This is a genomic window from Bradyrhizobium sp. ORS 285 (assembly GCF_900176205.1).
In the GTDB taxonomy this organism is placed as follows: domain Bacteria; phylum Pseudomonadota; class Alphaproteobacteria; order Rhizobiales; family Xanthobacteraceae; genus Bradyrhizobium.
The window spans coordinates 498,351-517,311 of the sequence record NZ_LT859959.1 but is presented as its reverse complement, the minus strand read 5'-3'; the positions used below and the strand labels follow the sequence as shown (position 1 = coordinate 517,311).

Here is an 18,961-nt window from a genome sequence, read left to right as displayed (position 1 = left end):
GCGCTTCCGCGAATGCGCCCCGCCCACAACATGGAGGTCATCATGACCAGTCAGACTAATAAGGACGCCATCACCACCAACCAGAATATCCTCGTGCTCGGCGCGACCGGCGGCACCGGACGGCTGATCGTGCGCGACGCGCTGGCGCGCGGCCATCACGTCACTGCGCTGGTGCGCTCGCCCGACAAGGCCGGGGATCTGCACGGCGCGCAACTGATCGTCGGCGACGCCCGCGACGAAGCCACGCTGCGCAAGGCGCTCAAGGGACAGGACGCCGTCATCAGTTCGCTGGGCACGCCGCTCAGCCCGTTCCGCGAGGTCAGGACGCTCTCGACATCGACGCGGGCGCTGGTCAATGCGATGAAGGCCGAGAACGTAGCGCGCCTGGTGGCGATCACCGGAATCGGCGCTGGCGATAGCAAGGGACACGGCGGCCTGGTCTACGACCAGCTGATCCTGCCGCTGCTGTTACGCAACGTCTACGCTGACAAGAACCGGCAGGAGGCGATCATCCGCGACAGCGGCCTCGACTGGGTCATCGTCCGCCCCGCGATGCTCAACGACAAGCCGGGCGGCCAAGCGGTCCGCGCGCTGACGGATCTCACAGGCTTTCACGGCGGCACGATCGCGCGCGCGGACGTCGCCCGCTTCGTGGTGGATCAGGTGAGCGATGACAGCTTTCTGCGCCGCGCGCCGCTGATCACGTGGTGAGCAGGACACCGCACGTGAAGTCCAACTGGCTGCGTCTTGATTACTCTGCGGGCGAACTCCGTTCACCTCTCCCCATCGGGGCGTTTCAGCACACATCTTGGCCACGACGGGATTTACCTCGCCCCGCTTGCGGGGAGAGGTCGGATTGCATCGCCAGATGCAATCCGGGTGAGGGGGTACAGGTCTCACCGCGCACGCTCCTGGCGCGCGGGCCCCCTACTCACACCGCCCGTGCGGCCGCCCCTCACCCCAACCCTCTCCCCGTAAGAACGGGGAGAGGGAGCCTACCGTCCTTGCATTGAAGTGACTGGATCCGACTTCGAGATGTGTGCTCACGCTAGCCCCATCGGGGAGAGGTCGGCGCGCAGCGCCGGGTGAGGGGGTGTATCCGCGCGATCGGTGGCGCCTGAATCCCTCACCCGGATTGCATCTTCGATGCAATCCGACCTCTCCCTTCGGGAGAGGTGATCTGCCTGCCGCACGATCCGGAACTCATTTGCTCGCAGATTCGCGCGGCTAGGCCGCCGCCTGCCGCTGCAGGCCGAAGGCATCCGCGAGCAGGGTGTAGGAGCGCTTGCGGGCCTCGTGATCGAAGATCGCGGTGATGACCATCAGCTCGTCGGCCTGGCTCGCCGCGATCATCTGGTCGAGCTTGGCGCGCACCGTGGCCGGCGAGCCGACGAACAGCCGCGAGCGGTTGCGGGCGATCGAGGCGCGGTCGGAGTCTGTATACGGATAGGCCGCCGCTTCCTCCGGGCTCGGCAGCGGCAGGAACTGGCCGCGGTCGCGCCGGAGGCGGTTGAGGTCCATCGAGGACGCCAGCCGCTCGGCCTCGGCGTCGGTCTCCGCCGTCACCACCGCGACCGCCAGGATCGCATGCGGCTGCGAGCGCCAGCGCGAGGCAGTGAAATGGGCGCGATAATTGGTCATCGCGTCGATCGCGTCATGATTGGCGAAATGATGCGCGAAGCCGAAGCCCATGCCCATCTGCGCCGAGAGCTCGCTGGAATAGTCGCTGGAGCCGAGCAGCCAGATCGGCGGCAGCGGCGCATCGTCGGGCATGGCGATGACGTTGTTGTAGGGATGGCCGGCGGGAAACTCGCGCGTCTCCCACAAGGTCAGCTCATGCAGCCGCTCGAGGAAATCGTCGCCCTCGCGGCGGTCGAGCCGGCTCCGCAGCGCATAGGCCGTGGTGCCGTCGGTGCCGGGCGCGCGCCCTAGGCCAAGATCGATCCGGCCGGGGAACAGCGCTTCCAGCATCTTGAAGCGCTCGGCGACGACCAGCGGCGCGTGGTTGGGCAGCATGACGCCGCCGGAGCCGACGCGGATGTGCTTGGTGACGGCCGCGATCTGGCCGATCATGATGTCGGGCGCCGGGCTCGCCACCGAGACCAGGCTGTGATGCTCGGCGAGCCAATAGCGGACATAGCCGAGTTGATCGACATGGCGGGCCAAATCGATGCTGTTGCGCAGCGCCGCTGAGGCCGGCGTGGCCGTCGTGGTGACGGAGAGGTCGAGGACTGAAATCGGGATCATGGCTTCAACCTAGTGACTGGGACGCCCGCCACAATGGGCTAAGCGCGCCGGTGATCTGCCGGAAATGCAGGGATCAGGCCGAAATTGCGTTGGGACAGACAAGCTGTATACATTCTCAGAGAACAACTATCCCACCCCAGAATTTGAGAAAATTCAACTGCTTCGACGCGGTTACCTTTGTAAGTGTTGCTCTTTTTTAGCCCACTCCAATATCCACCTACAGCACATAAAATGGCACTTGACTCGTCATTGTGGGCTAAATCCCATTTCCGGTGGGCTGTCTATTGCGACGCACTTCCCCTATCTTGGCGCATCTGAGCAGCGATCCGCTCTCAAGTTGAAATTTACGCCGCATCGGGAACCTGCGCCGCCATGACCGACCTCGCCACCGCCATCACTGACGGACACGCCGCGATCATCCGGCCTAAAATCTCGTTCGAGTTCTTCCCGCCGAAGACCGAGGAGATGGATCGGACGCTGTGGACCTCGATCGAGCGTCTGGCGCCGCTGGAGCCGAGCTTCGTCTCGGTGACCTATGGCGCCGGCGGCTCGACCCGCGAGCGCACCCACGCCACCATCGCGCGCATCCTGAAGGAGACCGCGCTGCTGCCGGCGGCGCATCTCACCTGCGTCGGCGCCTCCCGAGGCGAGATCGACGAGGTCGTCGACCGCTATCACGAGGTCGGCGTCCGCCACATCGTCGCGCTGCGCGGCGATCCGCCCGGCGGCATCGGCACGCCGTATCAGGCCCATGCCGAGGGTTATCAAAGCTCGCCCGAGCTGGTCGCCGGCATCAAGAGGCGCCATCCGGATATCGAGGTCTCGGTCTCGGCCTATCCCGAGAAGCATCCGGAGAGCCGCGACTTCGACGCCGACATCGACATGCTCAAGGCCAAGGTCGATGCCGGCGCGACCCGCGCCATCACCCAGGTGTTCTTCGATAACGACGTCTACTTCCGCTACCTCGACCGCGTCCGCGCCCGCGGCATCGACATTCCGATCGTGCCCGGCATCATGCCGATGCACAATTTCAAGCAGGCGCGCGGCTTCGTGACCCGCAACGGCACCAGCGTGCCGGAGTGGCTGGCCGAGAAGTTCGACGGTCTCGACGATGATCCGGAAACCCGCAAGCTGATCGCGGCCACGGTGGCCGCCGGCCAGGTGCACAAGCTCGCCAAGCACGGCGTCGACACGTTCCATTTCTACACCATGAACCGCGCCGACCTCGTGTTCGCCATCAGCCATCTGCTGGGCATCCGCCCGAAGTCCGTCAACAAGGTCGCCGCCTGATGTCCCCCCCTGTGTCCACCGCGCGTACCGCTTTCCTCGCCGCTGCCCGGGAACGCATCCTGATTCTCGACGGCGCCATGGGCACGATGATCCAGGCGCTGCAGTTCGACGAGGCCGCGTTCCGCGGTGATCGCTTCAAGGATTTTCACCGCGATCTCCGCGGCAACAACGATCTGCTGATCCTGACCCAGCCCGACGCGATCGAGGACATCCACGCGCAATATCTGCGCGCCGGCGCCGACATCGTCGCCACCAACACCTTCTCGGCAACCTCGATCGCGCAGGCCGACTACGATCTGTCCGACATCATCTACGAGCTCAACCGCGAGGGCGCGCGCCTGGCGCGCAACGCCGCGGTTCGTGTCGCAGCCGAGGACGGCAAGCCGCGCTTCGTCGCGGGCGCGATGGGGCCGACCAACCGCACCGCGTCGATTTCACCTGACGTCTCCAACCCCGGCTATCGCGCCGTCACCTTCGACGATCTGCGCCTCGCCTATGGCGAGCAGGCGCGCGGACTTCTGGACGGCGGTGCCGACATTCTGCTGGTCGAGACGATCTTCGATACGCTCAACGCCAAGGCAGCGCTGTATGCCATCACCGAGCTGTGCGAGGAGCGCGGCATCGACGTGCCCGTGATGATCTCCGGCACGATCACCGACAAGTCCGGCCGCCTGCTCTCCGGCCAGATGCCGGAGGCATTCTGGAATTCGGTGCGTCACGCCAAGCCGCTGACGATCGGCTTCAATTGCGCGCTCGGCGCCGAGGATCTGCGCGCCCATGTCGCCGACATCGGCCGCGTCGCTGACACCCTGGTGTGCGCCTATCCGAATGCCGGCCTGCCTAACGAGTTCGGCCAATACGACGAGACCCCTGCCTATATGGCGCGGCTGATCGGCGAGTTCGCGTCGGCCGGCCTCGTCAACATCGTCGGCGGCTGCTGCGGCACCACGCCGGATCATATCGCGGCGATCGCCGCCGCCGTCGCCCCGCACAAGCCGCGAGCCGTACCCGAGATCGCGCCGCGGCTGCGGCTGTCGGGCCTCGAGCCGTTCGAGCTGACGCCCGCAATCCCGTTCGTGAATGTCGGCGAGCGCACCAACGTCACCGGCTCGGCCAAATTTCGCAAGCTGATCACCGCGGGCGACTACACGGCAGCGCTGCAGGTCGCGCGCGACCAGGTCGAGAACGGCGCCCAGGTCATCGACGTCAACATGGACGAAGGGTTGCTGGATTCGGAAGCCGCGATGCGGACCTTCCTCAACCTCGTCGCCGCCGAGCCGGATATCGCCCGCGTCCCGGTCATGGTCGACTCCTCGAAGTTCCACGTCATCGAGGCCGGCCTGAAATGCGTGCAGGGCAAGCCGGTCGTGAACTCGATCTCGCTCAAGGAAGGCGAAGAGAAGTTCATCCACGAGGCGAAGATCGCGCGCCGCCATGGCGCGGCCGTCGTCGTGATGGCGTTCGACGAGACCGGCCAGGCCGACACCTATCAGCGCAAGACGGAGATCTGCGCCCGCGCCTACAAGATCCTGGTCGAGACGGTCGGCTTCCCGCCGGAGGACATCATCTTCGATCCCAACATCTTTGCGATCGCGACCGGCCTCGAAGAGCACAACAACTACGGCGTCGATTTCATCGAGGCGACGCGGTGGATCCGCCAGAACCTGCCGCATGCCCACATTTCCGGCGGCGTGTCCAATCTGTCGTTCTCGTTCCGCGGCAATGAGCCGGTGCGCGAGGCGATGCATTCGGTGTTCCTGTATCACGCCATCAAGGCAGGCATGGACATGGGCATCGTCAATGCCGGCCAGATGATCGTCTATGACGACATCGATCCGGAGCTGCGCCAGGTCTGCGAGGACGTCGTCCTCAACCGCGACCCCGGCGCGTCCGAGCGGCTGCTGGCGCTGGCGGAGAAATTCCGCGGCCAAGGCAAGCAGACCAAGGAGGCTGATCTCGCCTGGCGCGAATGGCCGGTCGACAAGCGGCTCAGCCACGCGCTGGTGCACGGCATCACCGAGTTCATCGAGCAGGACACCGAAGAGGCGCGCGCCAAGTCGGCGCGGCCGCTCGACGTCATCGAAGGCCCGCTGATGGCCGGCATGAACGTGGTCGGCGATCTCTTCGGCGACGGCAAGATGTTCCTGCCGCAGGTCGTGAAGTCCGCGCGCGTGATGAAGCAGGCGGTCGCCTATCTGATGCCGTTCATGGAGGCCGAGAAGGCCGCCAACAAGGGCCGCGGCAACGAACGCTCCAACGCCGGCAAGATCGTGCTCGCCACCGTCAAGGGCGACGTCCACGACATCGGCAAGAACATCGTCGGCATCGTGCTCCAGTGCAACAATTTCGAGGTCATCGACCTCGGCGTCATGGTGCCCGCCGCGAAGATCATCGAGACGGCGAAAGCCGAGAATGCCGACATCATCGGTCTCTCCGGCCTGATCACGCCGTCGCTCGACGAGATGGCCTATCTCGCCTCGGAGATGGAGCGCCAGGGGCTGAACGTGCCGCTGCTGATCGGCGGCGCCACGACGAGCCGCGTCCATACGGCGGTGAAGATCGACCCGAACTATCATGGCGGCCCTGTCGTGCACGTCAACGACGCCAGCCGCGCCGTCGGCGTCGCCTCGTCGCTGCTGTCGCCGGAACGCAAGGACGCCTATGCGGCGGATATCCGCGGCGAGTATCAGAAGATCGCCGCAGCGCATCTGCGCGGCCAGGCCGACAAGAAGCGGCTGTCGCTGACGGACGCGCGCGCCAATGCGCCGAAAATCGATTTCGCCAAGGCCAAGCCGGTGAAGCCGACGTTCCTCGGAACGAAGACGTTCGTCGACTACGATCTCGCCGAGCTCGTGCCCTACATTGACTGGACGCCGTTCTTCCAGACCTGGGAGCTCGCGGGGCGCTTTCCGGCGATCCTCGACGACGCCAAGGTCGGCGAAGCCGCGCGGGCGCTGTATGACGACGCGCTGAAGATGCTGAAGCAGATCGTCGACGAGAAGTGGTTCACCGCGCGCGCCGCGATCGGCTTCTGGCCGGCGAATGCCGTCGGCGACGACATCGTGCTGTATGCGGATGACAGCCGCACCAAGACAGTTGCGACGCTGCACACGCTGCGCCAGCAACTCGAAAAGCGCGAGGGCCGCTTCAACACCGCGCTGTCCGACTTCGTCGCACCCGCCGGCTCCGGCGTGCCGGACTATGTCGGCGGCTTCGTCGTCACGACGGGGCTCGGCGAGGACGCGGTCGCCGACCGCTTCAAGAACGCCAATGACGACTACTCCTCCATCCTGGTGAAAGCGCTGGCCGACCGCCTCGCCGAGGCCTTCGCCGAGCGCCTCCACGCCCGCGTGCGCCGCGAGTTCTGGGCCTATGCGCCGGACGAGACGCTCTCGGCCGACGATCTGATCCTGGAGAAGTACCAGGGCATCCGCCCGGCGCCGGGCTATCCGGCACAGCCTGATCACACCGAGAAGGCGACCTTGTTCGAGCTGCTCGACGCGGAGAAGAATGCCGGCGTGCGGCTGACCGAGAGCTTTGCGATGTGGCCGGGCTCGTCGGTCTCGGGCCTCTATTTCGCCTCGCCGGAGAGCTTCTATTTCGGCGTCGGCAAGATCGAGCGCGACCAGGTCGAGGACTACGCCGCGCGCAAGGGCATGACGGTCGCCGAGGTCGAACGCTGGCTGGCGCCGATTTTGAACTACATCCCCGCGCGGGGTGGTCCGCAGGCCGATGCGGTCGCGCGCGCTACGGCTTCGCCCGCCCCGGCTAACGACGCCGCCCCCGCCGAGCTGGCCAGTCATCCCGCAGGCTGCACCTGCGCGGTGCATCTGGCGTGGCGCAAGAAGGCGGTCGGGGCGAAGTAGGTCAAGCTATCGCCCCGCCCACAGCTGTCGTCCCGGCGAACGCCGGGACCCATACCGCGTGATGTATCTGTGGCGCGCGGTGACAGAGATCGAGCGCATCACTGCTCCCTGTGGTTATGGGTCCCGGCTCAAGGCCGGGACGACACCGGTTTTGACGCACCATGGTCGGCTTACACGGAGACCCTGGGCGCCGGCCCCTCCCCCGTGTCCCTCGCGCCACGGCCGCTCCGAATGACAAAGCGCCACAGCTGACGGGGCCCGATCCAGCGTGGACATCGCCTCCATAACCGGCTGAAATACCCGGGGGCGCCGGGTGGTTTTGGTTCATGTCGTTGCAGTTCAGGCTTGCGTCGCGAAACCTGTTCCATGACAGGCTGCGCTTCGTCGCGACCGTCATCGGCATCATCTTCTCGATCGTGCTGGTGACCGTGCAGATGGGCCTCTATGTCGGCTTCCGCCGCATGGTGACGACGATGATCGACCATGCCCCGGCGCAGCTGTGGATCATGCCGGTCGGCACCAAATGCTTCGAGGACCCCTCGCTGCTCGACGAGCGGCAGCGCTTCCGGGCGCTCGCGGTTCCCGGCGTCGCCGAGGCCACGCCGCTCGTCATCGGTTATGCGCAATGGCGGTTGCCGCAGGGCACCACGACGCCGGTGTTCGTCGTCGGCTCGGAGCTGCGCGGACTCGGCCTGCATCCGTGGGACGTGGTCGAGGGCCGGCTCGACGACCTCTCTGTCCCCGGCGCGGTCGCAATCGATCAGACCTATTTCGAGCGGCTCGGCATAACAGGCGTGGAGCAGACCGCCGAGCTGCGCGATCGCAAGGTGCAGGTGATGGCGGTGAGCAAGGGCATCCGCTCGTTCACGACGACGCCTTACGTGTTCACCGATGTCGAGCGCGCACGCAACTACACGGGCACGACGCCGAGCAAGGCGTCCTATCTGCTGGTGCGGCTCGCGCCTGATGCCGATCTCTGGAAAGTTCAGCAGGCGCTGCGCGACAGTCTGGGGAATGTCGAGGTGCTGACGGCAGCCGAGTTTCGCAACCGCAGCCGCTCGTTCTGGCTGTTCGGCACCGGCGCGGGCGCGGCGCTGTTCGCCGGCGCGCTGCTCGGGGTGATCGTCGGCACCGTCATCGTGGCGCAGACGCTGTATTCGAGCACCAAGGACCACATCAACGAATTCGCCACGCTGCGTGCGATCGGCTCGTCGAGCCGCTACATCTACACGGTCATCATCTGGCAGGCGCTGCTCAGCGCGATCGTCGGTTTCGCCGGTGCGGCGGGCATCGGCAAGATCGTCGCGGCGGCGACGGCAGAGTCGGCGCTGCCGGTGATCATGACGCCGATGCTCACCGTGGCACTGTTCCTGCTCACGGTGACGATGTGCGTCGGCTCCGCGATCGCGGCGATCGTCAAGGTGATGCGCATCGATCCGGCCATGGTGTTCTCGCGATGAGCGACATCGTGCTCGAGGCGACCGATCTCGTCCATCACCTCGGCCAGGGCGCCGGCCGGGTGCAGGCGCTGAAGGGCGTCAGCCTCGCATTGAAGGGCGGCGAGCTGGTGCTGCTGATGGGCCCCTCGGGCAGCGGCAAGACGACGTTATTGTCGATCCTGGGCTGCCTGATGACGCCGGATGCCGGCACGGTGAAGGTCGGCGGCCAGGCCGTCGCCGGATTGGATGCGGAGGCGCTGGCAAAACTCCGGCGCGAGCGCATCGGCTTCATCTTCCAGTCCTATCATCTGTTCCCGACGCTCAATGCCGAGGACAATGTCCGGCTGGCGCTCGACGTGCGCGGTGAGCGCGCGCGGGCGGCGAAGACTGCGTCGCGCGAAGTGCTGGCCACCGTCGGCCTCGGCCACAAGCGCAAATCGCTGCCGCGCGAGCTCTCCGGCGGCGAGCAGCAGCGCGTCGCGATCGCCCGCGCCATCGTCGGCAAGACTCAGGTCATTCTGGCCGATGAGCCGACCGGCGCGCTCGACACCGCCAACGGCCAGGCCATCATGACCCTGCTCGCCGACATCGCCAAGGATCCGTCGCGCGCGGTGCTGGTGGTGACGCATGACCCGCGCATCCTGCCCTATGCCAATCGCGTCGTTCATATCGAGGACGGCCGCATCGTCCGCGAGGAAAGCGGAGGCAACCAACTGAAGAAGGCTTCGCACGCATGAAGACGTCCGGGATCGTAAGCCAGGCCTGCGCGCTGATACTGGCCGCTGCGACCGTCATCGCCCTGACATCGGCCCCGTTTGCTCCGGATGCGGAGGCCGCCAACGCCCAGGAGGAGCGCTGGCTGGCGGTGGCGCCCGGCCGCGTCGAGCCGGCGTCCGGCCTGATCAAGCTTGGCGCGCCTGTGGTGGCGCCGATCCAGGAGGTGCTGGTCAAGCCCGGGGACACGGTGTTCGCCGGCCAGGCATTGGTGCGGCTCACTGACGCCGAGGCGCGCGCGCAGCTCGCCAGCGCGGAGGCGCAGACCGCGACGCGCAAGCGCGTGCGCAACAAGGAATCGACGCCGTCGGGCGCCGGCCCGCGGCGCCGCGCCGAGGATGGCGTGGCTGACGCGCAGGCAGCAGTGTTCGACGCGCGGGTGGCGCTCGACAAGGCCGTCGCCGAACGACGCGCCGGGCGCGGCTCTGACGGTGACGTCGACACAGCGCGCACGCAGCTGACGAATGCGCAGGCTAAGCTGGATCAGCAGGCCGACGAGCTGCGCAAGGTCACGCCCGACGCGCCGCTGCCGATCAGCGCCGAGGGGCAGCTCAACGTCGCCCGCAGCGATCTGCAGGCGGCGCGCGCCGCGTTCGAGAAGCTCACCATTCGTGCCCCGCTCGACGGCACCGTGCTGCAGGTCAATGCGCGCGCCGGCGAGATCGCCTCGCCGCAAGCCGCGCAGCCGCTGGTGCTGCTCGGCGACATGTCGTCGCTGCGGGTCCGCGCCGAGCTCGACCAGCGCGACCTCGACAAGATCAAGGTCGGCCAGCAGGCCGTCGTCCGCTCCGACGCCTTCCGCGGCCGCGACGTCGCCGGCAAGGTCGCGGCGGTTGCGCCGCTGGTCGAGAGCAGCCGTGCCGCCGCGCTCAGCCAGCGCAACATGACGGACGTGGATGTCGTCGAGGTGCTGGTCGATCTGGCCGAGCCCGGCCCGTTCGCGGTAGGGATGAAGGTGGATGTGTATTTCAGGCCGTGAGGGGCGACGTCTTTCAAGTAGCAACGAGCTGAAGACGCTCGTTCAAAGCCAACTGAATTGAGCCCATCTGCCGCCGCTGGCGCGGTGCACCTCGCCCCGCTTGCGGGGAGAGGTCGGATTGCATCGACAGATGCAATCCGGGTGAGGAGGTAGAGGGGGGGTACAGGTCTCTCGACAAGCGCTCCCGGCGCGTGTGCCCCGTTAATACTTCCCGCGCGGCTGCCCCTCACCCCAACCCTCTCCCCGTGAAGAACGGGGAGAGGGAGCGCACCGCCGGCGCGGCGACAGAATCGCTTGAGCTAATCGCCGCTCGGCGGCGCTAGCGGCTGGACGATCTCCTGGAAGGCCGGCAGGGCCTCGCATCTGCCAGCATGGGCCGCCAGCGCCGGATAGCGCTTGCCATCGAGCAGATGCGGATGTGCTTCCGATGTGAACCGCAGCACGCAGGCGACGGCGACGTCGGCGTGGCCGATATCATCGCCATACCAATAATCGGTCGTCACATCCGCGCGCTCGGCCTCCAGCATCGCCAGCACGCCGGCGATCTGCGTCTCGCAACGCTTCACCCACAGCGCGAGGCGATCCTTGCGCAGCACGCGCTCGTAGATCAGGCTGACGGCCTTGTCGGCGAGCCCCGTGGCGAGCGCGATGGTATGCAACTGCTGCCGGCGCAGCGCGCCGCTCGGCGCCAGCATGGCGCGCTTGGGTCCGACGGTCTCGTCGAGATGATCGAGGATCGCAGCCGAATCGATCAGCGCCTCGCCATTGTCGAGCACCAGAACCGGCACGCGCAACAGTGGATTATAAGGCGCGATCTTGTCGGCATCGCCGAAGGTCGACCATGGCTTGTGCTCGAACGGAATGTCATACAGCCGCAGCGCGATGGCGGTGCGACGGACGAAGGGCGAGTCGTATTGGCCGATCAGGAACATGGCGCATCCTCCTGTGCGCTGCATTGAAGCGCCATTCGGCCGCGTTGTCAGCGGACAAATTCAGTCGAGCAGCGGCACATGGGCTGCCACATCGCGCGGCAGCGTGCCGTCGAGCCGCGGGTCGGGCGCGATCTCGATCTGTCGGCGATAGGGACGGAAGCCGGAGCGCTGGTAGAACGCCAGCGCGCGCGGATGATCGAAGCTGCAGGTGTGGACCCAGAGCCGCGTGAGCGGCTGGGCCCAGGCGCGGCGCAGCGCGTGGTTCATCAGCAAGCGACCAGCGGCGGTGCCGATCAGCTTCGAAGTGACGCCGAACAGCACCAGCTCGCACTCGTTCTTCTTGCCGAAGTCAAGTTCCAGCAGAGCCTCGTCGCCGCCGTCATATTCGAGCGTGGTGATCTCGACGCCAGGGGCGCGAATGGTCCCGGCGAGTTCAGCATCGCTCATGCGCGTTCGCTGCGACCACAGCCAGTCCCAACCGACGCGCGCATAGAGGTCACGGTACCAGTCGAGATCCGGCTGCGCGACGCGGCGAATGCGCCAATCTCCTACGGGATCGGGCGGAATCACCGGCCGCGCCAGCATTTCGAGCGAGGTGACCACTGCGGCGATCTTGCCGGGCGGGATGTCTACATAACCGTCCGGAAGGGACATCCCTACTCGCCCTCGTCGCTCGCCAGCACGCCCTTCACCGCGCGGGCCCAGCCGGCCAGCTTGCGCTGCCGGGTTGCTGCGCTCATCGCCGGCCTGAAGCGGTGCTCGAGCCGCCAATTGTCGGCGAATTTCTCCGGCTCGGGATAGACGCCGGCATTGAGGCCGGCGAGATAGGCGGCACCGAGCGCGGTCGTCTCCTGGATCATTGGGCGATCGACCGGCGCGTCGAGCAGGTCGGCCAGGCGCTGCATGGTCCAGTCCGACGCCGTCATGCCGCCGTCCACGCGCAGCACGATGGTGGCGGCGGAGGCATCCGGCCAGTCGGCGCGCATCGCCGCCCAGAGATCGTAGGTCTGGTAGCAGACGCTCTCCAGCGTGGCATGCGCCAGCTCCGCCGGGCCGGTGTTGCGCGTGAGGCCGAACAGCGCGCCGCGAACGCGCGGATTCCAGTAGGGAGCGCCCAGGCCAACGAAGGCCGGGACCAGATAGACCGACTGCATCGAATCGGACTTATCGGCGAGCGGGCCGGTCTCGGCCGCGTGCTTGATGATGCCGAGCCCGTCGCGCAGCCACTGCACGGCCGAGCCGGCGACGAAGATCGAGCCTTCGAGCGCATAGGTCCGGACGCCGTTCAGCTGATAGGCGATGGTCGTCAGCAGCTTGTTGTTCGACTTCACCGGCGTCGCGCCGGTGTTGAGCAGCGCGAAGCAGCCGGTGCCGTAGGTCGACTTCATCATGCCCGGCGTGAAGCAGGCCTGTCCAATGGTCGCCGCCTGCTGGTCGCCGGCGATGCCTGCGACCTTGATCGGGCCGCCGAACAGGTCCGGCGTCGTGGAGCCGAAATCAGCGGAAGAATCCTTCACCTCCGGCAGCATCGAGCGGGGCACGCGCAAGAGCTTCAGCAGCGTGTCGTCCCACTGCCCGGTGTGGATGTTGAACAGCAGAGTGCGCGAGGCGTTGGTCGCGTCGGTCGCGTGCACACGGCCGCCCGTGAGGCGCCACAGCAGGTAGCAGTCGACGGTGCCGAACATCAGTTCACCACGCTCGGCACGCTCGCGCGCGCCCGGCACGTGGTCGAGGATCCAGGCGACCTTGGTGCCGGAGAAATAGGGATCGATGATCAGCCCGGTCCTGGCGCTGACGTCAGGCTCATGGCCCTCTGCCTTCAGGCGCGCGCAGATATCGGCAGTCCGGCGGTCCTGCCAGACGATGGCGCGGTGCACGGCCTGGCCGGTGGCGCGATCCCAGACAACGGTGGTCTCGCGCTGGTTGGTGATTCCGATCGCGGCGATGTCCGCGGGCCCGAGCCCCGCCTTCTCCAGGGCGTCGCGGCAGGTCATGACGGTCGAGGTCCAGATGTCCTCCGGCTCGTGCTCGACCCAGCCCGAGGCCGGGAAATGCTGCGGGAATTCCTGCTGCGCGACAGCGGCAATCGAAATGTCGGAGCGGAACACCATCGCGCGCGAGGACGTGGTGCCCTGATCGATGGCCAGCACGAAGGACATGGGTTTCTTCCCGGGAGGTTGACGACGTTGGGGCGACAAGCAAGCGGATTGGCGAGGGAAGGTCAAGGTGGTTGCGCGCGAGGACCGCGCGCTGCAGTTACAACCGATTCCGCTGCGCATGACTGCGCCCTCTCCCCTTGTGGGAGAGGGCTACGCTGGCGGATGCTCCGATCTCACTTCGGTGAGGGGTTGATGCCACATGCACGTTCGGAGTTTGCGGACAGAGACCCCTCACCCGGTTTCTCACTTCGTGAGAAACCACCCTCTCCCACAGGGGGAGAGGGTACAGCCGTCGTGTGGACGGACAGCTACACCGCCGCCGTTGTCACACCACCGTCGACGACAATCGTCTGCCCGGTCATGAACGTCGAGGCATCCGACGCCAGATACGCCACCGCGCCCGCGATCTCGTGCGGCTCGCCGATGCGGCGCAGTGGCGTCGTCGCGCAGCGCTGCTTCAGGCGGGCTTCGTCTTCCCACAGCGCGCGGGCGAAGTCGGTCTTGACCAGGCCGGGCGCGACGCAGTTGACGCGCACGCCCTGCGGGCCCCATTCACCGGCGAGGCTGCGGCACAGCGAGAAGTCGGCGGCCTTGGAGATGCCGTAGGCGCCGATCACGGTCGAGCCGCGCAGGCCGCCGATCGAGGAGACGATGACGACCGAGCCTTTGCCGCGCACGGCCATCGGCGGGATCGCCTTGGCGCAGAGCCAGAGATTGCTCTTGACGTTGGAGGCCATGATCTTGTCGAAGGCCTCGTCGGTGATGTCGAGCAGCGGGCCGTAGTAAGGATTCACGGCGGCGTTGCAGACGAGGATGTCGACCTGGCCGTAATGCTTCACCGCGCCCTCGATCAGCGCGTCGACCTCAGGCCTGCGCGAGATGTTGCAAGGAATGACATGCGCATCGCCGCCATTGGCGCGGATGCCGGCCGCGACCTCCTCGCAGGCGTCGGCCTTGCGGCTGGAGATCACCACCTTGGCGCCGAGTTGCGCGAGCAATTCAGCCGACGCGCGGCCGATGCCGCGGCTGGAGCCGGTGATGACGGCGACCTGGCCGGCGAGATTGAAGGGGTTCGGGGTCATGTCTGCCTCCTCGGCGTCATTGCGAGGAGCGAAGCGACGACGCAATCCAGAGTCACGCGTGACGTCCTGGATTGCTTCGCTTCGCTCGCAATGACGGCTCCAAATTCAAATCCCTTCGGAGCTAGGTTGGCTAGGCACCGAAGAGCCTCAAATCGTCCTGCGCGGGATTGACCCGCCTGCGGAGCCGAAGCCCCTTCGGCGCGGCGAAGGCCCGCGCATCCATCTTTTCCCGAGAACGATGGGTTGCCGGGTCAAGCCCGGCAACGACGCATCCTCTCAGATCAACCCACCGGCCTCGCTGACGCGGCGGGTGTGGTAGTCGGTGTCGCCGAAGGTGCTCTCGATCATCGTGAGGCGCTTGAAGTAGTGGCCGATCTTGGCCTCCATCGTCATGCCGATGCCGCCATGCAGCTGGATCGACTGCTGGCCGACGAACTTGGCCGATTTGCCGATCTGCACCTTGGCTGCCGCGATCGAGGTCGCCCGTTCCTTGGCGTCGTCGAACTCGGCGGCCATGGTGGCGAACATCGACATCGAGCGGGCCTGCTCCAGCGCGACGAACATGTCGGAGGCACGGTGCTGCAACGACTGGAACGAGCCGATCGCGACGCCGAACTGCTTGCGCGTCTTGATGTACTCGACCGTGGTCTTGAGCGACTCGTCCATCAGGCCGACGGCCTCGGCGCACAGCGCGATGCGGGCCTCGTCGACGACGCGCTCGATCAGCGGCAGCGCATTGGCGGGATCGCCGATGGCGGCATCAGCGCCGACTTCGACACCGGTGAAGGTGATGTCGGCGGCATGCAGGCCGTCCTGGGTCGGATAGCCCTTGCGGGTGACGCCCTTGGCATCAGCCGGCACGATGAACACGCCGATGCCGGACTTGTCGCGCTGGCCGCCCGAGGTGCGCGCGGTGACGATCAAGGTGTCGGCGTTCTCGCCGTTGAGCACGACGAACTTCTCCCCGTCGATGACGTAGCCGTCGCCCTTCTTCTTCGCCGACGTCGCGACATCGAACAGGTCGTAGCGCGACTGCTTCTCGAGCTGGGCGAAGGCGAACGTCTTGCTGCCGTCGATGATTCCCGGCAGATGCGCCGCCTTCTGCGCCGCCGAGCCGCCATGGCGAAGGAAGCCGCCGGACAGAACGACCGTCGCGAGATAGGGCTCCAGCACCAGCGCGCGGCCCATCGCCTCCATCACGATCATGGTCTCAACGCCGCCGGCGCCGAAGCCGCCATCTTCCTCGGAGAATGGCAGGCCGAGCAGGCCCTGCTCGGCGAGCTTGGACCAGATCGCTTTGCTCCAGCCGCCCTTCTCCTTCATGTACAGCTTGCGCTTGTCGAAATCGTACGCATCCGCCAGCAGGCCGTCGATGCTGTCCTTGAGGAGGCGCTGCTCCTCGGTGAGATCAAAATCCATTGGTTGACTCTCCAGTATCCCCATTCTCCGTCATGCCCGCGCTTGTCGCGGGCATCCACGTCGTGCCCGGGCGGGGCTGCGCGTGGATGGCCGGGTCAAGCCCGGCCATGACGGCGTGCGTTGTCGAGGCGCTGCGGCTCACACGTCAGAGCCCCAGCACCGCCTTGGCGATGATGTTGCGCTGGATCTCGTTGGAGCCGCCGTAGATCGAGACCTTGCGGTTGTTGAAGTAGCTCGGCGCGATCTGGGCGGTCCAGTCCATGGTCTCGTTGCTGTCGTCGTCGCCATGCACGTCGTAGGGCGCGGCGAACGGGCCGATGACTTCCATCAGCAGCTCGGTGGTGGTCTGCTGGATCTCGGAGCCCTTGATCTTCAGCACCGAGGACGCCGGGTTGGGCTTGCCCTTGCCGTGCTTGCCCTCATCGGCGACCACGCGCAGCTGGGTCAGCTCCAGCGCCTTCAGCTCGACCTCGCACGCCGTGAGCTTCTCGCGGAACGACGGATCCTGCAGCACCGGGCGGCCACCGGCCTCGACCTTGGCGGCGAGCTCCTTGATGCGGCGGATGCGCTCCTTGGAGACGCCGACGCGGGCGATGCCGGTGCGCTCATTGCCTAGCAGGAATTTGGCGTAGTCCCAGCCCTTGTTCTCCTCGCCGATCAGGTTCTCGATCGGGACCTCGACGTCGTCGAAGAACACCTCGTTGACCTCGTGGCCGCCGTCGATGGTCTGGATCGGACGCACCGTGACGCCCTTCGATTTCATGCTGAAGACGATGAAGGAGATGCCCATCTGCTTCTTCGCGGAGGGATCGGTGCGGCACAGGCAGAAGATCATGTCGGCGTGCTGGGCGAGCGTCGTCCAGGTCTTCTGGCCGTTGATGATCCATTTGTCGCCACGGCGTTCAGCCTTGGTCTTGAGCGAGGCGAGGTCGGAGCCGGAGCCGGGCTCGGAGAAGCCCTGGCACCACCAATCATCGACATTGGCGATGCGCGGCAGATACTTCTTCTTCTGCTCCTCGTTGCCGAAGGTGTAGATGACGGGGCCGACCATGCTGACGCCGAAGGCGAGCGGCTGCGGCGCCGGATAGGCCTGCAGCTCCTCGTTGAAGATGTAGTGCTGCACCGAGCTCCAGCCGGTGCCGCCATATTCCGTCGGCCAGTGCGAGACGCCCCAGCCCTTCTTGTTGAGGATGCGCCACCAGGTCACCATCTCGTCCTTCGACAGATGCCGGCCCTCCACCATCTTGCGGCGCGTTTCCGCGGGCACGTTGTCCCTGAAGAACTGCCGGACTTCCTCGCGGAACGCCTGCTCTTCTTTCGTGAATGCAAGATCCATTGGATCGCTCCCTTAGTATTCAAATCGGGCTTCGGTCAGTTCGTCACACTCAGCTGTCGTCCCTGCGAACGCAGGGACCCATAACCACCGGCCGTCATTGGTGCGAAAGGCGTCTGCCAGAATGCCCCAAGCGACATCACGCGGTATGGGTCCCGGATCTGCGCCGGCAAGCGCGTCGCGCTTGCCGGCTTGTCCGGGACGACACCTGTTTAGGTCCCGCACCAGGTTTGCGCGGGACTACGATGTTGTTACTGCAGCACCTCGAACAGGCCGGCGGCGCCCATGCCGCCGCCGACGCACATGGTGACGACGGCGTATTTGGCCTTGCGGCGGCGGCCTTCGATCAGGGCGTGGCCGGTGAGGCGCGCGCCCGACATGCCGTAGGGATGGCCGACCGAAATCGCGCCGCCATTGACGTTGATCTTGTCGGGGTCGATGCCGAGCTTGTCGCGGCAGTACAGCACCTGCACCGCAAACGCCTCGTTGAGCTCCCACAGGCCAATGTCGTCGACAGTGAGGCCATGACGCTTCAACAGGCGCGGCACCGCGAAGACCGGGCCGATGCCCATCTCGTCCGGTTCACAACCGTGCGCAACGAAGCCGCGGAAGATGCCGAGCGGCTGCAGGCCGCGCTTGGCGGCCTCCTTGTCGCTCATGATCACCGAGGCCGAAGCACCGTCAGACAGCTGGCTGGCATTGCCGGCGGTGATGGTAAAGCCGTCGCCGCGCACGGCCTTGAGGCCGGCGAGGCCTTCAGCGGTCGTCTCCGGACGCGGACCTTCGTCCTGCGACAGCGCGATGTCCTTGAACGAGACGTTGCCGGTGGCCTTGTCGGTGACGGCCATCTTGGTCGAGATCGGCGCCAGCTCCTCGTTGAACTTGCCACCCTGCTGCGCGGCAGCCGTGCGGCGCTGGCTCTCCAGCGCGTACTCGTCCTGGCGCTCGCGCGAAATGCCGTAGCGCTTGGCGACCACCTCGGCGGTGTCGATCATCGGCATGTAGACGTCGCCCTTGATCTCGAGCAGCGCGGGATCGGTGGCCTGGAACGCGTTCATCTTGTCGTTCTGGACCAGCGAGATCGACTCGCCGCCGCCGCCGACCGCGATCTCGACGCCGTCGAAGATCACCGAGCGCGCGGCGAGCGCGATCGCCTGCAGGCCGGAGGCGCACTGGCGATCGATCGTGGTGCCGCCGACCGACACCGGCAGGCCGGCGCGCAGCAGCGCCTTGCGCGCGATGTTGCCGCCGGTCGAACCCTGCTGCAGGGCCGCACCCATCACGACATCCTCGACCTCGGCCGGATCGATCTTGGCGCGCTTGACGGCCTCGCCGATGGCGTGGCCGAGCAGCGTCGCGCCGCCGGTGGCATTGAGCGCGCCGCGATAGGCCTTGCCGATCGGCGTACGGGCGGTGGAAACGATGACGGCATCGGTCATGG

At 66.5% G+C, this 18,961-nt stretch carries 14 protein-coding genes; 6 read left to right on the top strand and 8 right to left on the bottom strand.

Going from position 1 to position 18,961, the window contains the following annotated elements; translation table 11 throughout:
* Nucleotides 1-42: 42 nt before the first annotated feature.
* Nucleotides 43-711 (top strand): NAD(P)-dependent oxidoreductase, encoded by a 669-nt coding sequence (locus BRAD285_RS02290; protein WP_006612185.1) that lies wholly within the window; start codon nt 43-45, stop codon nt 709-711.
* Nucleotides 712-1,227: 516 nt separating this feature from the next.
* On the opposite strand, the gene BRAD285_RS02285 is transcribed toward BRAD285_RS02290, so the two are convergent.
* Nucleotides 1,228-2,247 carry an LLM class flavin-dependent oxidoreductase gene (locus BRAD285_RS02285; RefSeq protein WP_035647766.1) on the bottom strand — a complete coding sequence of 340 codons (1,020 nt, stop codon included), beginning with the start codon at nt 2,245-2,247 and terminating at the stop codon, nt 1,228-1,230.
* 372 nt (nt 2,248-2,619) lie between these two features.
* On the opposite strand from BRAD285_RS02285, the gene metF reads away from it, so the two are divergent.
* From metF to BRAD285_RS02260, 5 genes are all read left to right on the top strand, one after another.
* Nucleotides 2,620-3,537, top strand: a complete 918-nt coding sequence (metF, locus tag BRAD285_RS02280; protein ID WP_006613695.1) for a methylenetetrahydrofolate reductase [NAD(P)H] — start codon at nt 2,620-2,622, stop codon at nt 3,535-3,537.
* Complete coding sequence (metH, locus tag BRAD285_RS02275) at nt 3,537-7,403, top strand: methionine synthase (RefSeq protein ID WP_006613694.1); 3,867 nt, start codon at nt 3,537-3,539, stop codon at nt 7,401-7,403. The genes metF and metH overlap by 1 nt, the downstream gene beginning before the upstream one ends.
* A gap of 326 nt (nt 7,404-7,729) precedes the next feature.
* On the top strand, nt 7,730-8,863 hold the full coding sequence (locus BRAD285_RS02270) for an ABC transporter permease (protein ID WP_006613693.1): 1,134 nt from the start codon (nt 7,730-7,732) through the stop codon (nt 8,861-8,863).
* Nucleotides 8,860-9,579, top strand: coding sequence for an ABC transporter ATP-binding protein (locus tag BRAD285_RS02265; protein ID WP_006613692.1), 720 nt, complete (start codon nt 8,860-8,862; stop codon nt 9,577-9,579). The genes BRAD285_RS02270 and BRAD285_RS02265 overlap by 4 nt, the downstream gene beginning before the upstream one ends.
* Nucleotides 9,576-10,595: an HlyD family secretion protein gene (locus tag BRAD285_RS02260; RefSeq protein WP_006613691.1), complete on the top strand. Its 1,020-nt coding sequence runs from the start codon at nt 9,576-9,578 to the stop codon at nt 10,593-10,595. The genes BRAD285_RS02265 and BRAD285_RS02260 overlap by 4 nt, the downstream gene beginning before the upstream one ends.
* Nucleotides 10,596-10,894: 299 nt before the next feature.
* On the opposite strand, the gene BRAD285_RS02255 is transcribed toward BRAD285_RS02260, so the two are convergent.
* The 7 genes from BRAD285_RS02255 to BRAD285_RS02225 all read right to left on the bottom strand — a co-directional run bounded on the left by BRAD285_RS02255 (nt 10,895) and on the right by BRAD285_RS02225 (nt 18,959).
* Complete coding sequence (locus tag BRAD285_RS02255; protein ID WP_035644585.1) at nt 10,895-11,527, bottom strand: glutathione S-transferase family protein; 633 nt, start codon at nt 11,525-11,527, stop codon at nt 10,895-10,897.
* A gap of 60 nt (nt 11,528-11,587) precedes the next feature.
* Complete coding sequence (locus BRAD285_RS02250; RefSeq protein WP_006609562.1) at nt 11,588-12,181, bottom strand: N-acetyltransferase; 594 nt, start codon at nt 12,179-12,181, stop codon at nt 11,588-11,590.
* Nucleotides 12,182-12,183: 2 nt separating this feature from the next.
* A complete protein-coding gene (gene glpK / locus BRAD285_RS02245; protein WP_006609561.1) occupies nt 12,184-13,686 on the bottom strand; it encodes a glycerol kinase GlpK in 1,503 nt (500 codons plus the stop codon).
* Nucleotides 13,687-13,994: 308 nt separating this feature from the next.
* Entirely contained in the window at nt 13,995-14,768 is a 774-nt protein-coding gene (locus tag BRAD285_RS02240; protein ID WP_006609560.1) for an SDR family NAD(P)-dependent oxidoreductase, read from the bottom strand.
* Between the two features lie 276 nt (nt 14,769-15,044).
* A complete protein-coding gene (gene pimD / locus BRAD285_RS02235; RefSeq protein ID WP_006609559.1) occupies nt 15,045-16,187 on the bottom strand; it encodes a pimeloyl-CoA dehydrogenase small subunit in 1,143 nt (380 codons plus the stop codon).
* 145 nt (nt 16,188-16,332) lie between these two features.
* The gene (gene pimC / locus BRAD285_RS02230) at nt 16,333-17,523 is read right to left on the bottom strand and encodes a pimeloyl-CoA dehydrogenase large subunit (RefSeq protein ID WP_006609558.1); all 1,191 of its coding nucleotides are present in this window, start codon (nt 17,521-17,523) and stop codon (nt 16,333-16,335) included.
* Between the two features lie 248 nt (nt 17,524-17,771).
* Nucleotides 17,772-18,959, bottom strand: a complete 1,188-nt coding sequence (locus BRAD285_RS02225; RefSeq protein WP_006609557.1) for an acetyl-CoA C-acyltransferase — start codon at nt 18,957-18,959, stop codon at nt 17,772-17,774.
* Between the last annotated feature and the right edge of the window lie 2 nt (nt 18,960-18,961).